The sequence below is a fragment of the Herbiconiux liukaitaii genome, assembly GCF_041927495.1.
Lineage (GTDB): Bacteria > Actinomycetota > Actinomycetes > Actinomycetales > Microbacteriaceae > Herbiconiux > Herbiconiux liukaitaii.
In genome coordinates this window covers 622,682-638,677 of record NZ_JBHFHG010000002.1, presented here as the reverse complement: position 1 = coordinate 638,677, position 15,996 = coordinate 622,682, and the positions used below count along the sequence as shown (strand labels likewise).

The 15,996-nt window shown below is 69.6% G+C and carries 13 protein-coding genes; 4 read left to right on the top strand and 9 right to left on the bottom strand.

What is annotated here, in order from left to right; translation table 11 throughout:
- Nucleotides 1-51: 51 nt before the first annotated feature.
- Nucleotides 52-1,389, top strand: coding sequence for a glutamine synthetase family protein (locus tag ACEXQC_RS03540; RefSeq protein WP_374818417.1), 1,338 nt, complete (start codon nucleotides 52-54; stop codon nucleotides 1,387-1,389).
- 68 nt (nucleotides 1,390-1,457) lie between these two features.
- On the top strand, nucleotides 1,458-4,451 hold the full coding sequence (locus ACEXQC_RS03535; RefSeq protein WP_374818415.1) for a bifunctional [glutamine synthetase] adenylyltransferase/[glutamine synthetase]-adenylyl-L-tyrosine phosphorylase: 2,994 nt from the start codon (nucleotides 1,458-1,460) through the stop codon (nucleotides 4,449-4,451).
- A gap of 15 nt (nucleotides 4,452-4,466) precedes the next feature.
- On the opposite strand, the gene ACEXQC_RS03530 is transcribed toward ACEXQC_RS03535, so the two are convergent.
- From ACEXQC_RS03530 to ACEXQC_RS03515, 4 genes are all read right to left on the bottom strand, one after another.
- A complete protein-coding gene (locus ACEXQC_RS03530) occupies nucleotides 4,467-5,012 on the bottom strand; it encodes a flavin reductase family protein (protein WP_374818413.1) in 546 nt (181 codons plus the stop codon).
- Entirely contained in the window at nucleotides 5,009-6,268 is a 1,260-nt protein-coding gene (locus tag ACEXQC_RS03525; protein WP_374818411.1) for a styrene monooxygenase/indole monooxygenase family protein, read from the bottom strand. Before ACEXQC_RS03525 ends, ACEXQC_RS03530 begins: the two co-directional genes overlap by 4 nt.
- 48 nt (nucleotides 6,269-6,316) lie before the next feature.
- Complete coding sequence (locus ACEXQC_RS03520; RefSeq protein ID WP_374818409.1) at nucleotides 6,317-7,093, bottom strand: SDR family oxidoreductase; 777 nt, start codon at nucleotides 7,091-7,093, stop codon at nucleotides 6,317-6,319.
- Between the two features lie 186 nt (nucleotides 7,094-7,279).
- A complete protein-coding gene (locus ACEXQC_RS03515; protein ID WP_374818407.1) occupies nucleotides 7,280-8,260 on the bottom strand; it encodes an AraC family transcriptional regulator in 981 nt (326 codons plus the stop codon).
- A 74-nt stretch (nucleotides 8,261-8,334) separates the two neighbouring features.
- Between ACEXQC_RS03515 and ACEXQC_RS03510 the strand changes: the two genes are divergently transcribed.
- Nucleotides 8,335-8,622 (top strand): hypothetical protein, encoded by a 288-nt coding sequence (locus ACEXQC_RS03510; RefSeq protein WP_374818405.1) that lies wholly within the window; start codon nucleotides 8,335-8,337, stop codon nucleotides 8,620-8,622.
- A gap of 35 nt (nucleotides 8,623-8,657) precedes the next feature.
- On the opposite strand, the gene glnA is transcribed toward ACEXQC_RS03510, so the two are convergent.
- From glnA to ACEXQC_RS03495, 3 genes are all read right to left on the bottom strand, one after another.
- Nucleotides 8,658-10,082 carry a type I glutamate--ammonia ligase gene (gene glnA, locus ACEXQC_RS03505; RefSeq protein ID WP_374818402.1) on the bottom strand — a complete coding sequence of 475 codons (1,425 nt, stop codon included), beginning with the start codon at nucleotides 10,080-10,082 and terminating at the stop codon, nucleotides 8,658-8,660.
- 113 nt (nucleotides 10,083-10,195) lie between these two features.
- Nucleotides 10,196-10,606 carry an RDD family protein gene (locus tag ACEXQC_RS03500; protein WP_374818399.1) on the bottom strand — a complete coding sequence of 137 codons (411 nt, stop codon included), beginning with the start codon at nucleotides 10,604-10,606 and terminating at the stop codon, nucleotides 10,196-10,198.
- A 10-nt stretch (nucleotides 10,607-10,616) separates the two neighbouring features.
- Nucleotides 10,617-11,330 carry a DUF4191 domain-containing protein gene (locus tag ACEXQC_RS03495; protein WP_374818398.1) on the bottom strand — a complete coding sequence of 238 codons (714 nt, stop codon included), beginning with the start codon at nucleotides 11,328-11,330 and terminating at the stop codon, nucleotides 10,617-10,619.
- A 154-nt stretch (nucleotides 11,331-11,484) separates the two neighbouring features.
- On the opposite strand from ACEXQC_RS03495, the gene ACEXQC_RS03490 reads away from it, so the two are divergent.
- Nucleotides 11,485-12,879, top strand: a complete 1,395-nt coding sequence (locus ACEXQC_RS03490; protein WP_374818396.1) for a hypothetical protein — start codon at nucleotides 11,485-11,487, stop codon at nucleotides 12,877-12,879.
- Nucleotides 12,880-12,905: 26 nt separating this feature from the next.
- Here the strand turns inward: ACEXQC_RS03490 and sucB are convergent, their stop codons facing one another.
- The gene (sucB, locus tag ACEXQC_RS03485; protein ID WP_374818395.1) at nucleotides 12,906-14,426 is read right to left on the bottom strand and encodes a 2-oxoglutarate dehydrogenase, E2 component, dihydrolipoamide succinyltransferase; all 1,521 of its coding nucleotides are present in this window, start codon (nucleotides 14,424-14,426) and stop codon (nucleotides 12,906-12,908) included.
- A gap of 111 nt (nucleotides 14,427-14,537) precedes the next feature.
- A complete protein-coding gene (lpdA, locus tag ACEXQC_RS03480; RefSeq protein ID WP_374818392.1) occupies nucleotides 14,538-15,911 on the bottom strand; it encodes a dihydrolipoyl dehydrogenase in 1,374 nt (457 codons plus the stop codon).
- Nucleotides 15,912-15,996: the final 85 nt, after the last annotated feature.

The window sequence follows — 15,996 nt, the reverse complement described above, 5'->3', positions numbered from 1 at the left end:
CTAGCCTAATAGGGGCATGATCCGGTGCCGGAGAGAGGGTTTGTCGCGTCGATGGATAAGCAAAGGGACTTCGTTCTCCGCACGATCGAGGAGCGGGGCATCAAGTTCGTGCGGCTGTGGTTCACAGACGTGGTGGGCACCCTGAAGTCCGTCGCCATAGCGCCCGCCGAGGTGGAGGGCGCGTTCGCCGAGGGGCTCGGCTTCGACGGCTCCGCCATCGAGGGCCTCACCCGCTCGTTCGAGGCAGACGTGCTGGCCCACCCCGACCCCACGACGTTCCAGATCCTCCCGTGGCGGGGCGAGATCGACCCCACGGCGCGCATGTTCTGCGACATCACGACGCCTGACGGCCAGCCCGCCGTCGCCGATCCGCGCAACGTGCTCAAGCGCACCCTCGCCAAGGCGGCCGACCGCGGGTTCACGTTCTACACGCACCCCGAGATCGAGTTCTACCTGCTCAAGTCGTCGCAGTACGGCCCGGAGGGCCCTGAGCCCGTCGACTCGGCCGGCTACTTCGACAACGTGCCAGGTGGCACCGCCCACGACTTCCGGCGCCGCTCGGTGCGCATGCTCGAGGATCTCGGCATCTCGGTGGAGTTCAGCCACCACGAGGCCGGCCCCGGCCAGAACGAGATCGACCTGCGCTACGCCGATGCGCTCACGACGGCCGACAACATCATGACCTTCCGCACGGTCATCAAGGAGGTCGCCATCGAGCAGGGCGTGTACGCCACGTTCATGCCGAAGCCCCTCTCCGGCCACCCCGGATCCGGTATGCACACGCACCTCTCGCTCTTCGAGGGCGACGCCAACGCGTTCTACGAGGCCGGCGCCGAGTACCAGCTGTCGAAGATCGGCCGCAACTTCATCGCGGGTCTGCTGCGCCACGCCCCCGAGATCACGGCCGTCACCAACCAGTTCGTCAACTCGTACAAGCGGCTCTGGGGCGGCGACGAGGCCCCGAGCTTCGTGTGCTGGGGCCACAACAACCGCTCGGCGCTCGTGCGCGTGCCGCTGTACAAGCCCAACAAGGGCCAGTCCTCGCGCATCGAGTACCGCGCCATCGACTCGGCGGCCAACCCGTACCTCTCGTACTCGCTGCTGCTGGCCGCGGGCCTCAAGGGCATCGAGGAGGACTACGAGCTCCCGCCCGAGGCGGAGGACAACGTGTGGAGCCTCACCGACTCCGAGCGCAAGGCGCTGGGCTACAACGCCCTGCCCGCCTCGCTCGATCGCGCGATCGGCCTCATGGAGGAGTCGGAGCTCGTGGCCGAGACCCTCGGCGAGCAGGTCTTCAACTACGTGCTGCTCAACAAGCGGCAGGAGTGGAAGGCCTACCGCGCCCAGGTCACGCCCTACGAGCTGAAGTCCAACCTCGAGATCCTCTGAGTCCTGAGCGCTCGGCCCCGCCGAGACAGCGCCCAGCGCTCGAGAGCCCACCGGCTCAGAAGGCGACGATGCCCCGCTCCACCACCACCCTCACCGATCTCGCCCGCGCCGGCTTCGCCGACCTGGGCGGGTCGGGGGAACAGTTGCGCGCTCTCGCCGAACGCGCAGGGCTCGCGCTCGACGAGCTCCTGCCGTCGTTCTCCCACGCGGCCGATCCGGATCTCGCCCTCACGGGTGTGCTGCGGATCGAGCAGCGCGCTCCCGAGATCATGCGGGCGGCCCTCGCCGAGCCGATGCTCCGGGATCGTGTCATCCGCGTCTTCGGCGCCTCCGCGGGCCTCGCCGACTTCTTCCTGCGCCATCCGGGCGAGCTGACCGCCCTCGCCGAGCCGGCCCTGCGGCTCCCGGATGCGGAGACGGCGAAACGGGTGCTGCTCGAGTCGGTCGGGGCGAGCGACGGGTTCTCCTCGCTCGTGGGGGAGGACGCCTGGATCGCCCTGCGCATCCGCTATCGCGTGCTGCTCGCGCAGGTCACCGCCTACGACCTCGAGCAGCCCAACCCCGTGGCCGGTCTCGGGCTCGTGGCGCGCAGTCTGGCGGATCTCGCGGCGGGTGCCCTCGAGGGTGCACTGGCCGTGGCGCGCAGCCAGCTCACCACGAAGGGCAACGGGCTCTGGCAGTTCCCGAGAGAGCAGGTGCAGGCCACCCGGCTCGCGATCATCGGCATGGGCAAGGCCGGAGCGGGCGAGCTCAACTACGTGAGCGACGTCGACGTGATCTTCGTGGGCGAGCCGGACGACTCGGGCGTCGTGGCCGCCAGCACGGCCATGGAGATCGCCACCCGGCTCGCGATGGTCACCATGCGCGGCATCGAAGAGGCGGGGATCGAGCCCGGCCTCTGGGAGGTCGACCCGAACCTGAGGCCGGAGGGCAAGGCGGGTGCCCTCGTGCGCTCGCTCGAGTCGCACGCCGCGTACTACGACAGGTGGGCGAAGAACTGGGAGTTCCAGGCCCTGCTCAAGGCGCGCCCGCTCGCCGGCGATCTGGCCCTCGGCGACGACTACGCCCGCATCGTGGCTCCGCAGGTGTGGTCGAGCGCCTCGCGCGAGAACTTCGTGGAGTCGGTGCAGCGCATGCGCGAGCGCGTGACGCAGCACATCAAGTCGGAGGATGTGGAGTACCAGCTCAAGCTCGGCCCCGGAGGCCTCCGCGACATCGAGTTCACCGTGCAGCTGCTGCAGCTCGTGCACGGGCAGGGCGACGAGAGCGTGCGCCAGCGGGGCACCCTCGACGCGCTCGACGCCCTCGCCGACGGCGGCTACATCGGGCGCGTGGAGGCCGTGGAGTTCAGTCAGGACTACCGCATCCTGCGCCTGCTCGAGCACCGGCTGCAGCTGCGCCAGCTGAGCCGCACGCACCTCATGCCGCGCGACGAGCCCGAGCAGCGCGTGCTGGCTCGCGGCAGCGGTCTCGCCGCGAGCGCCACGGAGCTCGTGCTGCGGTGGGACGCCATCAAGGTGCGCGTGCGCACGCTGCACGAGCGGTTGTTCTACCGGCCGCTGCTCGCGGCGGTGGCGGCGCTCTCGCACGACGAGCTCGCGCTCACGAGCTCTCAGGCCGAGGCGCGCCTCGCGGCGATCGGGTTCACCAACCCCTCTGGGGCGCTCGGCCACATCGCGGCGATGACCGCGGGAGTGTCGAGGAGGGCCTCGATCCAGCGCACCCTGCTGCCGGTCATGCTGCAGTGGTTCGCGAACGGCGCCGATCCCGACTACGGACTGCTCGCCTTCCGACGGCTCTCCGACACGCTCGGCGAGACCTACTGGTACCTGCGCATGCTGCGGGACTCCTCGGGTGCCGCTGCCCGCCTCACCCAGGTGCTCTCGGGCTCGCGGTTCGTGGGGGAGCTGCTCGAGCGCATCCCCGAGGCCGCGGCCTGGCTCGAGAACGACCACGAGCTGCGGCCCCGCTCCCGGGCGGAGCTCGACGAGGAGACGCGCGCCATCGTGGCGCGGCACGACACACCGGATGCGGCGGCCCAGGCGCTCCGCACCGTGCGTCGGCGCGAGGTGCTGCGGTTGGCGATCTCGTCGATCCTGGGGCTCTGCACGGTCGAGGAGCTCGGCACGGCCCTCACCGACATCACGACCGCCCATCTGCAGAGCACGCTCTCGAGCATCAGGCAGTGGGCGGCGCCCGCCTCGGGCGACGGGATCGAGTTCGCGGTCATCGGCATGGGTCGCTACGGCGGCGGCGAGCTCGGCTTCGGCTCGGACGCCGATGTGCTCTACGTCTACCGCCCCGTGCGGGTGGATGCGCAGACGGCCCAGTCGGTGGCGCAGTTCATCGTGAACGAGCTCAAGCGCCTCACCGAGGACCACCGGTTGCCGCTCGATCTCGACATCGACCTGCGACCCGAGGGCAAGAACGGGCCGTCTGTGCGCTCGCTCGACTCGTACGCCACCTACTACGAGCGCTGGTCGCTCACGTGGGAGGCGCAGGCGCTGCTGCGGGCGAACGGCGTGGCGGGCGACAGGGCGCTCATCGAGAGCTTCCACGCCCTCGCCGACACCGTGCGCTACCCGGCCGCGATCTCCGAGACCGAGGTGCGCGAGGTGAAGCGCATCAAGGCCAGGGTGGAGAAGGAGCGCCTGCCCCAGGGGGCCGACCCGGCGAGGCACCTCAAGCTCGGCCGCGGGTCGCTGAGCGACGTCGAGTGGTACGTGCAGCTGCTGCAGCTGCAGCACGCGGCGGCGCAGCCCGCTCTGCGCACCACGTCGACCCTCGAGGCCCTGGAGGCCGAGGAAGCCGCGGGGCTCATTGGGCACGAGGATGCCCGAAAGCTCCGGGAGGCGTGGAGGTTCGCCTCGCGCGCCCGCTCGGCGATGACCCTGTGGACCAACAAGACCTCCGACGTGCTTCCCACCGATCGCCGCCAGCTCGAGGGCGTGGCGCGCCTTCTCGAGTACCCGCCCGGCTCGGCCTCGGAGCTCGAAGACGACTACCTCGGCAAGACCCGCCGCTCCCGAGCCGTCTTCGAGCGCCTGTTCTATGGAACCTGAGCTCCGTCTGCCCCGCTAGCCGGCCGCGGCCATCGTGCCGAAGAGGCGGCGGTGGTAGAGGAGGGGGTCGGCGCTGTGCTCGGGCACGCGGGTCTCGGTGATGAGGCCGAAGGCCACGAGGTGCGTCGAGCGCTCCACGAGCTGGTCGAGGGTGCAGTCGAACGAGGCGAGCGAGTGCTCGAGCAGCGGACTGCCGTTGATGCCGTCCGTCCACGAGCCCACCAGGAACTTGTCCGATCCCTTGTGGTCAGGGTCCATGCCGGCGAACACCTGCGCCACGCGCACCTGCTCGTGCGAGAGGATGTTGACCCCGAACGCACCGCTCCTCTGGAGCACGGCGCCGAGCCAGGTGGAGCGGTTGATGCTCGCGAGGAGCGACGGCGGTTCGGCCGTGAGGCTGCAGACCGCGGTGGCGGTGATGCCCACCGGGTTGCCCTCGGCATCCCGTGTCGTGAGCACCGTGACGTGACCGGCGAGGGTCTGCATGCCGCGCTTGAACGCGTCGACGTCGATGGGGCCGGCGCCGCCTCCCCGCGCAGCCGGGCCGTGCTCGGTGCTCATGCTGCGGCCCCCGCGCGCTCGGCGACCTCGCGCACGTACCGCTCCGAGCCCTCGGGGTCGAGGAACCAGGTGGCGTAGTCGCGCGGGTCGTCGAAGCCGTTGGCGAAGCGGTGGGCGATCTCGGGGAACTGGCCGGCGGCTCCGAGCACGTTGAGCACGAAGGGGGGCGGCGGGGCCAGCAGCGCGTTCGTCCACTGCGTCACGTGCTGGGCGCCCTCCCAGTAGCGGTCGAAGGCCTCCTGCTTGAACGCGTCGTCGAACGCGCCCTCGGTGGCGGCCTCCTCGCGGATGCTCGTGAGGTAGCTCTCGGCGCACTTGCTCGCGTTGTTCGAGCCCTGGCCCGTGATGGGGTCGTTGAGCACCACCACGTCGGCGAGCCCGAGCACCGTGGCCCCGGAGGGGAGCGTGGCGATGGGCTTGCGCACGGTGGGGGCGAAACGGCCGGCGAGCACACCGTTGTCGTCGGTGAGGGTGACGTTCCGAGCGCGCTCGGCCTCCCACGGCACGAAGGTCTCGAGCACGTGCAGCGAGGTGGCCAGGTGCTCCTCGGGGGTCATGCCGGGCGTCCACAGATCCATGGGGCCACCGGGGACGGCTTCGAAGACCATGATGTCGCACCGCCCGGTCGTCGTGAGCGCGGGGAACACGAAGTACTCGCCCACACCCGGGATGAGGTTGAACGACACCGCGGAGTGCTCGGGTCGGGGTGCGAGGCCGTTGACGTAGGTGAGGGCGAGGGCGCGCTGGGGGGCCGCGTAGGGCGACTTCTCCTCGTCGCGCTCGAACAGACGGGCGATCTCGCCTTTGCCCGCGGCGATGAGCACGAGGTCGCTCTCAGCGGCGTACCGCTCGAGGTCGTCGACACCGGCGTCGTGGATCTCGAAGTGCCCGCCGCGGGCGATGAACTCGTCGATCCAGCGCGGCATCTTCACCCGCTGATCCACCGAGCGGGCCACCGCGTCGAGCCGGCCCGCCCAGTCGAGCGCCTTCGTGCCGTCGCCGGCGGGGGAGGGCACCGCGAATCCGATGCCCTCGACGGGCGGGGTGATCTCGTCCCAGAACGCGAGCCCCAGCTCGCGCTCGTACGACTGGGCGGTGTCGAACATGCACTGGCTCGACGTCACCCTGCCCTCGGCGATCTCGACGGGGGTGCGGTTGGAGACGATCGTGACGTCGTGCCCGTCGCCGAGCAGGGCGATGCCGAGCTGCAGGCCGGCCTGGCCCGCGCCGACGATGGTGAAGGTCCTGGTGCTCATGGGGTGCCTTTCGTGGAGGTGGAGAGGTGGGAGGAGCGGGAAGAGAGTTCAGGTGGCCAGGCGAGGGATGGCGGGCACGGACTGCTCCGGCCCCATGGCGGAGTACCCGCCGTCGACGGCCCAGTCGGCGCCGGTCACGAAGCCGGCCTTGGGCGAAGCCAGGAAGGCCACGACGGCCGCCACCTCGCCGGGGTCGCCGACGCGTCGGAGCAGGTGGAAGTCGGCGGCCACCGCATCCGTCTTCGCCCGATCGCCGCCGGAGAGGCGGTCCATCACGGCCGACCAGGTCCATCCGGGCGAGACGCTGTTCACGCGGATGCCGTCGGCGGCGTAGTCCATCGCCATCGAACGCGTGAGCTGCACCACCGCGGCCTTGCTCACGGGGTAGAGCCAGCGACCGGTCTGGGCGACCTTGGACGAGATGCTGCCGAAGTTCACGATGCTCCCGCCCGAGGCGGCGAGGTGGGGGCGGGCGATGCCGCCGAGGATCGCCGCACTCACGACGTTGACGTTCAGCGTGTCGAGCCAGGTGGCGCGGTCGCTCTCGGCGCCGTCGTCGCCGTAGCTGCACGCGAGGTTCACCACGGTGTCGAGGGTGCCCGTGGCCGTGAGCGCTTCGCCGACGAGAGCCTCGAGCTGCGCGTCGTCGCGGATGTCGGTCTCCACGAACCGCACGGCGTCGTGCTGAGCCGCCACCGCCTCGCCGCCGGCGCGGTCGATGTCGGCGGCCACCACGTGCGCGCCCGCCTCGGCGAACTCGGCCACCACAGCGGCGCCGATGATGGTGGCGGCACCGGTGACGATCACGGTCTTGCCTTCGAACACGGGGATCCTCTCGACGAGCGGGCCGCGGATGATGCGGTTGACCCATGGTCGTCAGGATGCGCGCCCGTGACTATCCGGAGCGGGCGCCGGCTATCCGCTTTGCGATTAAGACCGTGTGTCGGATGCGGATGCGGATGCGCATGCTGCTTTCGCGACCGCATCGCCCAGCCCGGCGCATCCGCTGCCTCAGCGCGCGAGCGAGTGCGACGGCGACTCGCCGAAGGTCTCGCGGTAGAGCACCGAGAAGCGGCCGAGGTGGAAGAACCCCCAGCGGGTGGCGATCTGCGACACCGTGGTGCGTGCGGGATCGGAGTCGAGCAGCTCGCGTCTGGCGCGCTCGAGCCGCGTGCGGCGCAGCAGCTCCATGGGGCTGATGCCGCGCTCGCGCTGGAACGCCTCCTGCAGCTGGCGCACCGAGACACCTGTCTCGTCGGCGAGCTCGGCCACCCGCCAGGCGCGTTCGGGATGGGCCTCGATGAGATCGGTGGCGCGCCGGAGGGCCCTCGTGGCCGAGGCGGGCCGCCACCCGGGGGATGCCGGCTGGTCGAGGGCGCTGTTGGCCTGGGCCGCGAGGAGCCCGCCGATGAGGAGCTGCTCGAAGTGGGCGTGGGCGAGAGGTGAGGTGAGCACGGTGTCGCCTGCCTCGATCTCGTCGCGCATGAGGTGCACGATGCGCAGCCAGCTGCGCACGGCGGGGGAGTCGAGATCGACAGAGGGGGCGAAGACCAGGGGTCGCGCCCCGTCGCGCGTGCCCGCCAGCCGTTCGACGGCCGCGCGGTCGAGATAGACGATGAGCTGCTCGCAGCCGTCCGACCAGACCATGTCGACGGCTTCGGTCGGCGAGATGAGCGAGGCGTGCCGCCGATCCGACATCACGGTGCGGTCGCCGACCTTCACGGCGGCCCGACCGGCGAGGGGGATCTGCACGAGGTAGAAGTCGTCGAGCCGCCCGGGTGTGATGCGCACCTCGTCGCCGTACCGCAGGTAGTTGAGCCCCACGTCGCCCACCCTGGCGCCGTTCAGCACGGTGTCGAGCCGACCCCTGGGGTTGCTCACGGTGAGGGTGTGCGGGCAGAACACGCGCGCCACCTCGTCCCGGGCCTCGGCGAGATCCGGGGTCTGGAAGAGATTGTGGTGCTTCAGCGGCGTGTTCATCGTTGACGCCATGCATACACGATGGAGGCCACATGCTTCAAGCGAAAATCAGGCGAGTGTCGGTTGCGAGGCGTAGCGTTGTATACATGATCATGACCCCGACCGAGCGACTGCTCGCCATCCAGCGCATGCAGCGCGCGGGCACGGCGCTGCTCGTGGCCGGCGGGCTCGTGCTGCTCGGCGGTCTGTGGCTCCTCACCACGACGCCTGCAGGGCCGCTCGGCGGCATCGCCCTAGCTGTCGCCCTCATCGGCGCGGGGGTCGACCGTCGGCTCACCGCCCGCACGCGGCGCCAGCGCTTCGACATCGAGCTCGAGTACGAGCTGCTGTCGCGGCCCTCGACCTCCACCAACGAAAGATCCGCACGAGCCTGAGCCCGTGCGGATCCGTCGTGTTCAGCGGTTCGTGACTACACGCCGTAGTAGAGCTCGAACTCGAAGGGGTGCGGTCGCTGGGCGATCGGCTTGATCTCGTTCTCGCGCTTGTACGAGATCCAGGTCTCGATCAGGTCGGGAGTGAAGACGTTGCCCTTGAGCAGGAACTCGTGGTCGGCCTCGAGCGCCTCGAGTGCGGCGTCGAGCGTGGCGGGGACCTGGGGGATGTTCTTGGCCTCCTCGGGGGGAAGCTCGTACAGGTCCTTGTCCACGGGCTCGTGCGGCTCGATGCGGTTCTGGATGCCGTCGAGGCCCGCCATGAGCTGGGCGGCGAACGCGAGGTACGGGTTGCCCGAGGCGTCGGGCGCACGGAACTCGATGCGCTTGGCCTTGGGGTTCGTGCCCGTGATCGGGATACGGATCGACGCCGAGCGGTTTCCGGCCGAGTAGACCAGGTTGACGGGAGCCTCGAAGCCGGGCACCAGACGGTGGTACGAGTTCACCGTGGGGTTGGTGAACGCGAGCACGGCGGGAGCGTGCTTGAGCAGGCCACCGATGTACCACCGAGCGAGGTCGCTGAGTCCGCCGTAGCCGGCCTCGTCGTAGAAGAGCGGCTTGCCGTCGCTCCAGAGCGACTGGTGGGTGTGCATGCCCGAGCCGTTGTCGCCGAAGAGGGGCTTCGGCATGAACGTGGCGGTCTTGCCCCACAGGTTGGCGGTGTTCTTGACGATGTACTTGAACTTCAGGATGTCGTCGGCCGCGTGCACCATGGTGTCGAAGCGGTAGTTGATCTCGCCCTGGCCTGCGGTGCCGACCTCGTGGTGGGCGCGCTCGAGGATGAGACCGGAGTCGATGAGCTTGAGCGAGATGTCGTCGCGCAGATCGGCGTGCTGGTCGACCGGGCTGACGGGGAAGTAGCCGCCCTTGTACGGGGTCTTGTTGCCGAGGTTGCCGCCCTCTTCGACGCGGCCGGTGTTCCAGGCCGCCTCGTCGGAGTCGACGGAGTAGAAGCTGGAGTTCTGCTTCACCTCGTAGCGCACGTCGTCGAAGATGTAGAACTCGGCCTCGGGGGCGAAGAACGCGGTGTCGGCGATGCCGGTCGACGCGAGGTACTTCTCGGCCTTCTTGGCCACCTGGCGCGGGTCGCGGGAGTAGATCTCGCCGTTGCGCGGGTTGTAGATGTCGAACACCAGGATGAGGGTGCGCTCGACCCGGAAGGGATCGACGTAAGCCGTGGAGACATCGGGGATGAGCTGCATGTCCGACTCGTGGATCGAGGCGAAGCCGCGGATCGACGAGCCATCGAAGAGCTGCCCGACGGCGAAGAACTCTTCGTCGACCGTGGACGCGGGAATGTTGAAGTGCTGCTGCACACCGGGGAGGTCGGTGAAGCGGATATCAAGGAACTTGACGTCGGTGTCCTTGATGAACTTGAGCACCTCGGAAGAATCACTGAACATGTGAAGGATCTCCAATGGCTTGGAACTGGAAAAAACTACAAAGATGTAGCCACAGGCAAGGGTATCGGTAGGCCATTACCCTGCGGTGTCGTCGTTGTTTCGGGCGTGTTACGTCAGCGCCTGACGAGCACCGTGCCGGAGAAGACGTCGTGCAGGCCGCGCTGATCGGAATCCCAGATCACCGCGGGGATGACGAGCATGAGCAGGAGGGTGCGCACGATCGGTCGCCACCAGCCCGCATAGCCGCCGTCCAGTCTCACGACACGCAGTCCGAGCAGCAGATGACCGAGCCCGCCGCCGAGGGTCACCATGAGCACGACCTGCTCGATGAAGAAGATCGCGGTGGAGGCCCAGGTGCTCTCGTAGAAGAACGCGAAGTAGATCACGTAGCAGAAGGCGAAGTCGATCAGCAGGGCGAGGATGCGGCGCCCGGGGCGGGCGATCGAGCCGTGGCCCTCGCGCTTCAGCCCGAGACGCTCGCCCGGCCACTCGCTCGGGGCGGCGCCGCCTGAGGTGGTGGTCACTCCGCGGTGCTCAGCGGCCGCGCTGCGGGCGCATGCGCATCGGGTCGATGCCCTTGGGGATGGGCAGCGGCGACGAGGAGAGCGAGGTGAGCCGGTTCGAGACCGCGAGCACCTCGGGCTTGGTGAGGGAGGGCTTGAGGCGGGCCATCTTGGCCGCGACCCGGTGGAGCGGAACGGCGTCGGGGTCGGGGCCGACGTGGAGGAAGGTCACGGGCACGTTCGGGAGGATGCGGAGCACCTTGCGACGCTCGTCTTCGAGCATCTTGGTGGTGCGGGAGCGCGGGCCCTCGCCGATGAGCACGACACCGCCGCGGCCCACGGCACGGTAGACCGCGTCCTGCGACTTGCCGTTGACGGCGATGGGCATCTCGCTGCCCGTCCAGCTGCGCTTGAGCGAGCTGCGGAGCACGGCGCCGACGGCACCCGGCTGGCCCTCGATCTGCTTGTAGGCGGCGCGTTCGGCGCGGCGGCCGAGGATGATGAGCGCGGCGAGCAGGCCGGCGAGCACGCCCGCGAGGATCCACATCACGAGAGCGAAGACGTTGTCGCGCGAGAAGATCAGCGCGAGCGCGACTCCCGCCAGCACGGGGAGGGCGAAGCCCAGTGCCATGATCCAGACCGCGTTCTTGTCGTAGCGGCGGGTCATCTTGAAGACCTGCCACATCTGCTTGATGCGGCCCGGTTCTTTGGGCTTCTTCGGAGTGGAGTCGGTCTTGCGTGCCATGAGTCCAAGGATACTTCGTCGACTCCCCGTGTGATGCCACGTGTTCGCGGCGGGCGTGAGTGGCCTCTCCTGCACAGCGGTGCTTCGGTGCGAGGTTCTCCCCGGTTCCCGGCCGCGTGCTGCGGTGACGGATGGGGGCAGGGAAGGTTGTGGCATGTTCCGTGCCCGCCCTGCTCTCTCCGCCGGCGTGGCCGGCTATCGATTCACCGAGGTGCTGTCGGTGGGGGAGCGCGCGAACGTGTTCGTCGCGGTGGCTGCGTCCGGGGACGTGCCCGGCGACGGCTACGGCCACAGTCACGGCGGAGCTCAGCACGGCAGCGACCGCGTCGTGGTGAAGGTGCGGATCGGTGCGCCCGTGTCGTCGCCGGTCGCTCGCCATCCGGTGTTCGAGTCGGCCGACCACCTGCCGGAGGCCGAGGTGCTGGCCGCGCGGCCCATCTCGGCCATGCCGCGGCTGATCGGCGTCGTGCACGACGACACGGGTGGGGCGGCCATCGTGATGAGCCGGTGCCCGGGCCGGCCTCTCGGGGCATCGGATGGCGTCGAGTCGGAGTCCTCGGAAGGGCGCGTCCTGCGCGAGGTGGAGGCGGCGATCGGTCAGCTGCACGCGGCCGGGTACGCCCACGGCGGCCTCGACCCCGGTGCCGTGCTGGTGGAGGGCGGCCGCCTCAGCGCGCTCGTCGGCTTCAGCCGCGCGTCCGCAGAAGGCGCCCCCACCTTCGACGATGCCCGTGCCGCCGACCTCCGTTGGCTCGCCCACCTGGTGTCCTCCGATGGGCACGCGTTCTCGGATGGGGAGGAACGTGTGGGCGTCGGGAGTGTCTGGCAGACGGAATGGGAGTGGAGGGAGCCGACAGCGGTGACGAGCGGCTCGGGCGAGGAGCCGCGGGTCGCGGAGACGGTGGAGCCTGCGCTGGCCGCGGTCGCCGAGATGGTCCGGGCGTTGAGGGGGTATCCCGTTCGAGGATGGTCGCGCGTGTCACCCCGACGCCGCCGGCTCTTCCTCCTGGGAGGCGTCCTGGCGGTTCTGCTCGCAGTGCTCGGAGCGATCGCACTCGCCCCCGCCGGTGTCCCCGTAGACAGTGCATCGGAAGGCACCACTGCGCCCACCCATCTCAGCGACCCCGCCGAGGAGCCCCTTAATGCACAGAGCACTCCCGTCCCTCGTGCTTCCGGCCATGCGGGGGCTGTGCGGGGGGACGATCCTGTTGCCGCGACTCTGGCTCTTCTGCGGCTGAGGGAGGGGTGCTTCGCCGGGGACGATCCTGGGTGCTTCGACGGGGTGGACCAGTGGGGATCGGCTGCCATGGAGGCGGATCTGGCGGAGTTCCGGGCCGCCGATGGGGAACGACGGGGCAGGGACGCGTATTCGGGCGCATCCTCCGTTGTTGTCGTGCAGCGCGTGGGAGATTTCGCTCTGATGGAGGTGGCGGGTGGTCTCGCCGAACCAGGGTCATCCGGGGCGGGGGAGACGGCAGCGGCCCCGCTCCTCGTGGTGAGGGGCGGGGCCGGCTGGAGAGTGCGGTCGTACGGGGTGGTGGGCCCGTGAGACCGTCGCTGAGGGCGGAAGGGGACCTAGATGCCCAGGTCGCCCTCGAAGTCGCCGTCTTCGAGGCGGTTCTTCACGGCGGAGAGGAAGCGCGCGGCATCCGCCCCGTCGACGATGCGGTGGTCGTAGCTGAGCGCCAGGTAGACGATCGAGCGCACGGCGATCGCGTCGGCGCCGTCGACGGTCACGACCGTGGGCTCCTTCGTGACGATTCCGGTGCCGAGGATGGCGACCTGCGGCAGGAACACCAGCGGGGTGTCGAACAGCGCGCCGCGCGACCCCGTGTTGGTGAGCGTGAAGGTGCCGCCGGACAGCTCGTCGGGCTTCAGCTTGTTGTCGCGCGTGCGGGCGGCGAGGTCGGCGATCTGGGCCGCGAAGCCCGCGATGTCGAGGTCGCCGGCGTTCTTCACCACGGGGGTGAGGAGGCCGCGCTCGGTGTCGACCGCGATGCTGATGCCCTCGTGGTCGGGGTAGACGATCGACTCGCCGTCGACCGTGGCGTTGATGACCGGGTAGGCCTTCAGCGCCTCGGTGGCCGCCAGCGCGAAGAACGGCAGGAACGAGAGCTTCGTGCCGGTCTTCTCGAGGAAGCGGTCCTTCACGGCGGTGCGGAACGAGGCGACCTTCGTGACGTCGACCTTCACCACGGTCGTCAGCTGAGCCGACGCCTGCATGGAGGCCACGGCACGCTCGGCCACGACCTTGCGGAGACGCGACATCGGCTGCGTGGTGCCGCGGAGCTCGGAGACCTCGAGCGGTGCCCGCTTGGCGGGGGCTGCTGCCGACGCTGCCGGCGCGGACGCCTCGGCGGCCTTGTCGGCGGCGGCGAGCACGTCTTCCTTGCGGATGCGGCCCCCCACACCGGAGCCGGTGACGGTCGAGAGGTCGATGCCTCGGTCGTGGGCGAGCTTGCGCACGAGCGGGGTGACGTAGCCGGCGTTCGAACCGGAAGCGGCGGCCGCGGGAGCAGCAGCAGCGGGTGCCGGGGCGGCTGCAGCAGGAGCGGCGGCGGCCGGAGCCGGAGCAGCAGGTGCCGGAGCAGCGGCGGGCGCGGCAGCCGGAGGTGCGGCGGCAGGCACCGGAGCGGCAGCGGGAGCCGGAGCAGCGGCGGCGGGCGCCTCCTGCACGGGCTCGGGAGCCTCGGCCGGCGTCTCCTCGGCGGGGGCTGGCGCCTCCACCGACGGGATCACGGCCTCCTCGGGCTTCTCCTCGGACGGAGCCTCGGGTGCGGCCTCGGCGGCGGGGGCCGGAGCCTCAGCAGCGGGGGCCTCCTCGGCCGGCGCCTCGGGAGCAGCGGAGCCACCGCCCGATCCGTCGCCGATCTTCACCAGTGCGGTGCCGACCTCGACCGTCTCGTCCTCCTGCACGAGGATCTCCTCGATCACACCCGCCACAGGCGAGGGGATCTCGGTGTCGACCTTGTCGGTGGACACCTCGAGCAGGGGCTCGTCGACCTCGACACGATCGCCGACGTTCTTGAGCCACCGGGTGACCGTTCCTTCGGTGACACTCTCTCCGAGTGCGGGAAGGTTGACGGATTCGCTCATGACCTTTGTCTCCTTTTGGAACCGTTCGAATTCAAGCCTAGTGGGCCGGACCTTGTGCTGCTCGGTCCGCCCGGGAGCACGTTGTGCGAGTTCCCGGGCGGAGGTGTCCGATCAGATGGCGTGCAGCGGCTTCCCGGCCAGGGCCAGGTGAGCTTCGCCGAGTGCTTCGTTCTGCGTGGGGTGGGCGTGCACGAGCGAGGCCACGTCTTCGGGGTAGGCCTCCCAGTTCACGATCAGCTGGCCCTCGCCGATCAGTTCGCCCACGCGGGCGCCGATCATGTGGATGCCGATGACGGGGCCGTCGTTCACACGCACGACCTTCACCGATCCGGAGGTGCCGATGATGTGGCTCTTGCCGTTGCCGGCGAGGTTGTAGTCGTACGACGAGATCTTGTCGGCGCCGTACTTCTCCGCGGCCTTGGCCTCGGTGAGGCCCACGGAGGCTACCTCTGGGTCGGAGTAGGTGACCTTCGGGATGTTGACGTCCTCGACGACCTGCGGCTTGAGGCCCGCGATCTCCTCGGCCACGAAGATGCCCTGCTGGAAGCCGCGGTGCGCGAGCTGCAGGCCGGGAACGATGTCGCCGACGGCGTAGACGCCGGGAACGCTCGTCTGCAGACGGTCGTCGGTGATCACGAAGCCGCGGTCGATGGTGACGCCCGCCTCCTCGAAGCCGAGCCCCTGGGTGGCCGGGCCGCGGCCGACGGCCACGAGCAGCAGCTCGCCCTCGAAGGTCTTGCCGTCTTCGAGCGAGACCACCACGCCGTCGTCGTTCTGGGTGACGCCCGAGAAGCGGGTGCCGAGGTTGAAGGCGATGCCGCGCTTGCGGAACGCACGCTCGAACTGCTTCGAGATGGACTCCTCCTCGTTGGGCACGAGGTGGGGGAGCGCTTCGATGATGGTGACCTCGGAGCCGAACGACTTCCACACGCTCGCGAACTCGACGCCGATGACGCCGCCGCCGAGGATGATGACCTTCTTGGGGATGAAGTCGAGCGCGAGGGCCTGCTCGGAGGTGATGACGCGCCCGCCGATCTCGAGGCCGGGGAGGGTGCGCGAGTACGAGCCCGTGGCGAGCACGATGTTCTTGCCCGTGATGGTGTCGTCGCCGACCTGCACGGTCGTGGGCGAGGTGAGTCGACCCTCACCGGCGATGGTGGTGATCTTGCGCGCCTTCACGAGCCCCTCGAGGCCCTTGTACTTGGAGGCGACGATGCTCTCGCGGTAGGCCGTGACCGCCGCGATGTCGACGCCCTCGAACGTGGTCTTCACGCCGTACTTCTCGGATTCGCGCGACACGTCGGCCACCTCTGCGGAGTGCAGGAGGGCCTTGGTCGGGATGCAGCCACGGTGGAGGCACGTGCCGCCGACCTTGTCCTTCTCGATCATCGCCACGGAGAATCCCAGCTGGCTTGCGCGCAGTGCGGCTGCGTAACCGCCGCTGCCACCGCCGAGAACAACAAGGTCAAAGTTCTGGTCCGACACCTATGCAACTCCCTCGTGCGTCCGGATCCGTGCAGCGTCAGTGCGACGTGCACCGGAGTTCGGGCGAGATATTTTTTCGCCCCTG

Coding starts and splice junctions, on each gene's coding strand:
- ACEXQC_RS03535 (WP_374818415.1), top strand. CDS start 1,458: ATGCCCCGCTCCACCACCACCCTCACCGATCTCGCCCGCGCCGGCTTC.
- ACEXQC_RS03530 (WP_374818413.1), bottom strand. CDS start 5,012: ATGAGCACCGAGCACGGCCCGGCTGCGCGGGGAGGCGGCGCCGGCCCC.
- ACEXQC_RS03495 (WP_374818398.1), bottom strand. CDS start 11,330: ATGGCACGCAAGACCGACTCCACTCCGAAGAAGCCCAAAGAACCGGGC.
- glnA (WP_374818402.1), bottom strand. CDS start 10,082: ATGTTCAGTGATTCTTCCGAGGTGCTCAAGTTCATCAAGGACACCGAC.
- sucB (WP_374818395.1), bottom strand. CDS start 14,426: ATGAGCGAATCCGTCAACCTTCCCGCACTCGGAGAGAGTGTCACCGAA.
- ACEXQC_RS03540 (WP_374818417.1), top strand. CDS start 52: ATGGATAAGCAAAGGGACTTCGTTCTCCGCACGATCGAGGAGCGGGGC.
- ACEXQC_RS03525 (WP_374818411.1), bottom strand. CDS start 6,268: ATGAGCACCAGGACCTTCACCATCGTCGGCGCGGGCCAGGCCGGCCTG.
- ACEXQC_RS03490 (WP_374818396.1), top strand. CDS start 11,485: ATGTTCCGTGCCCGCCCTGCTCTCTCCGCCGGCGTGGCCGGCTATCGA.
- ACEXQC_RS03510 (WP_374818405.1), top strand. CDS start 8,335: ATGATCATGACCCCGACCGAGCGACTGCTCGCCATCCAGCGCATGCAG.
- ACEXQC_RS03515 (WP_374818407.1), bottom strand. CDS start 8,260: ATGGCGTCAACGATGAACACGCCGCTGAAGCACCACAATCTCTTCCAG.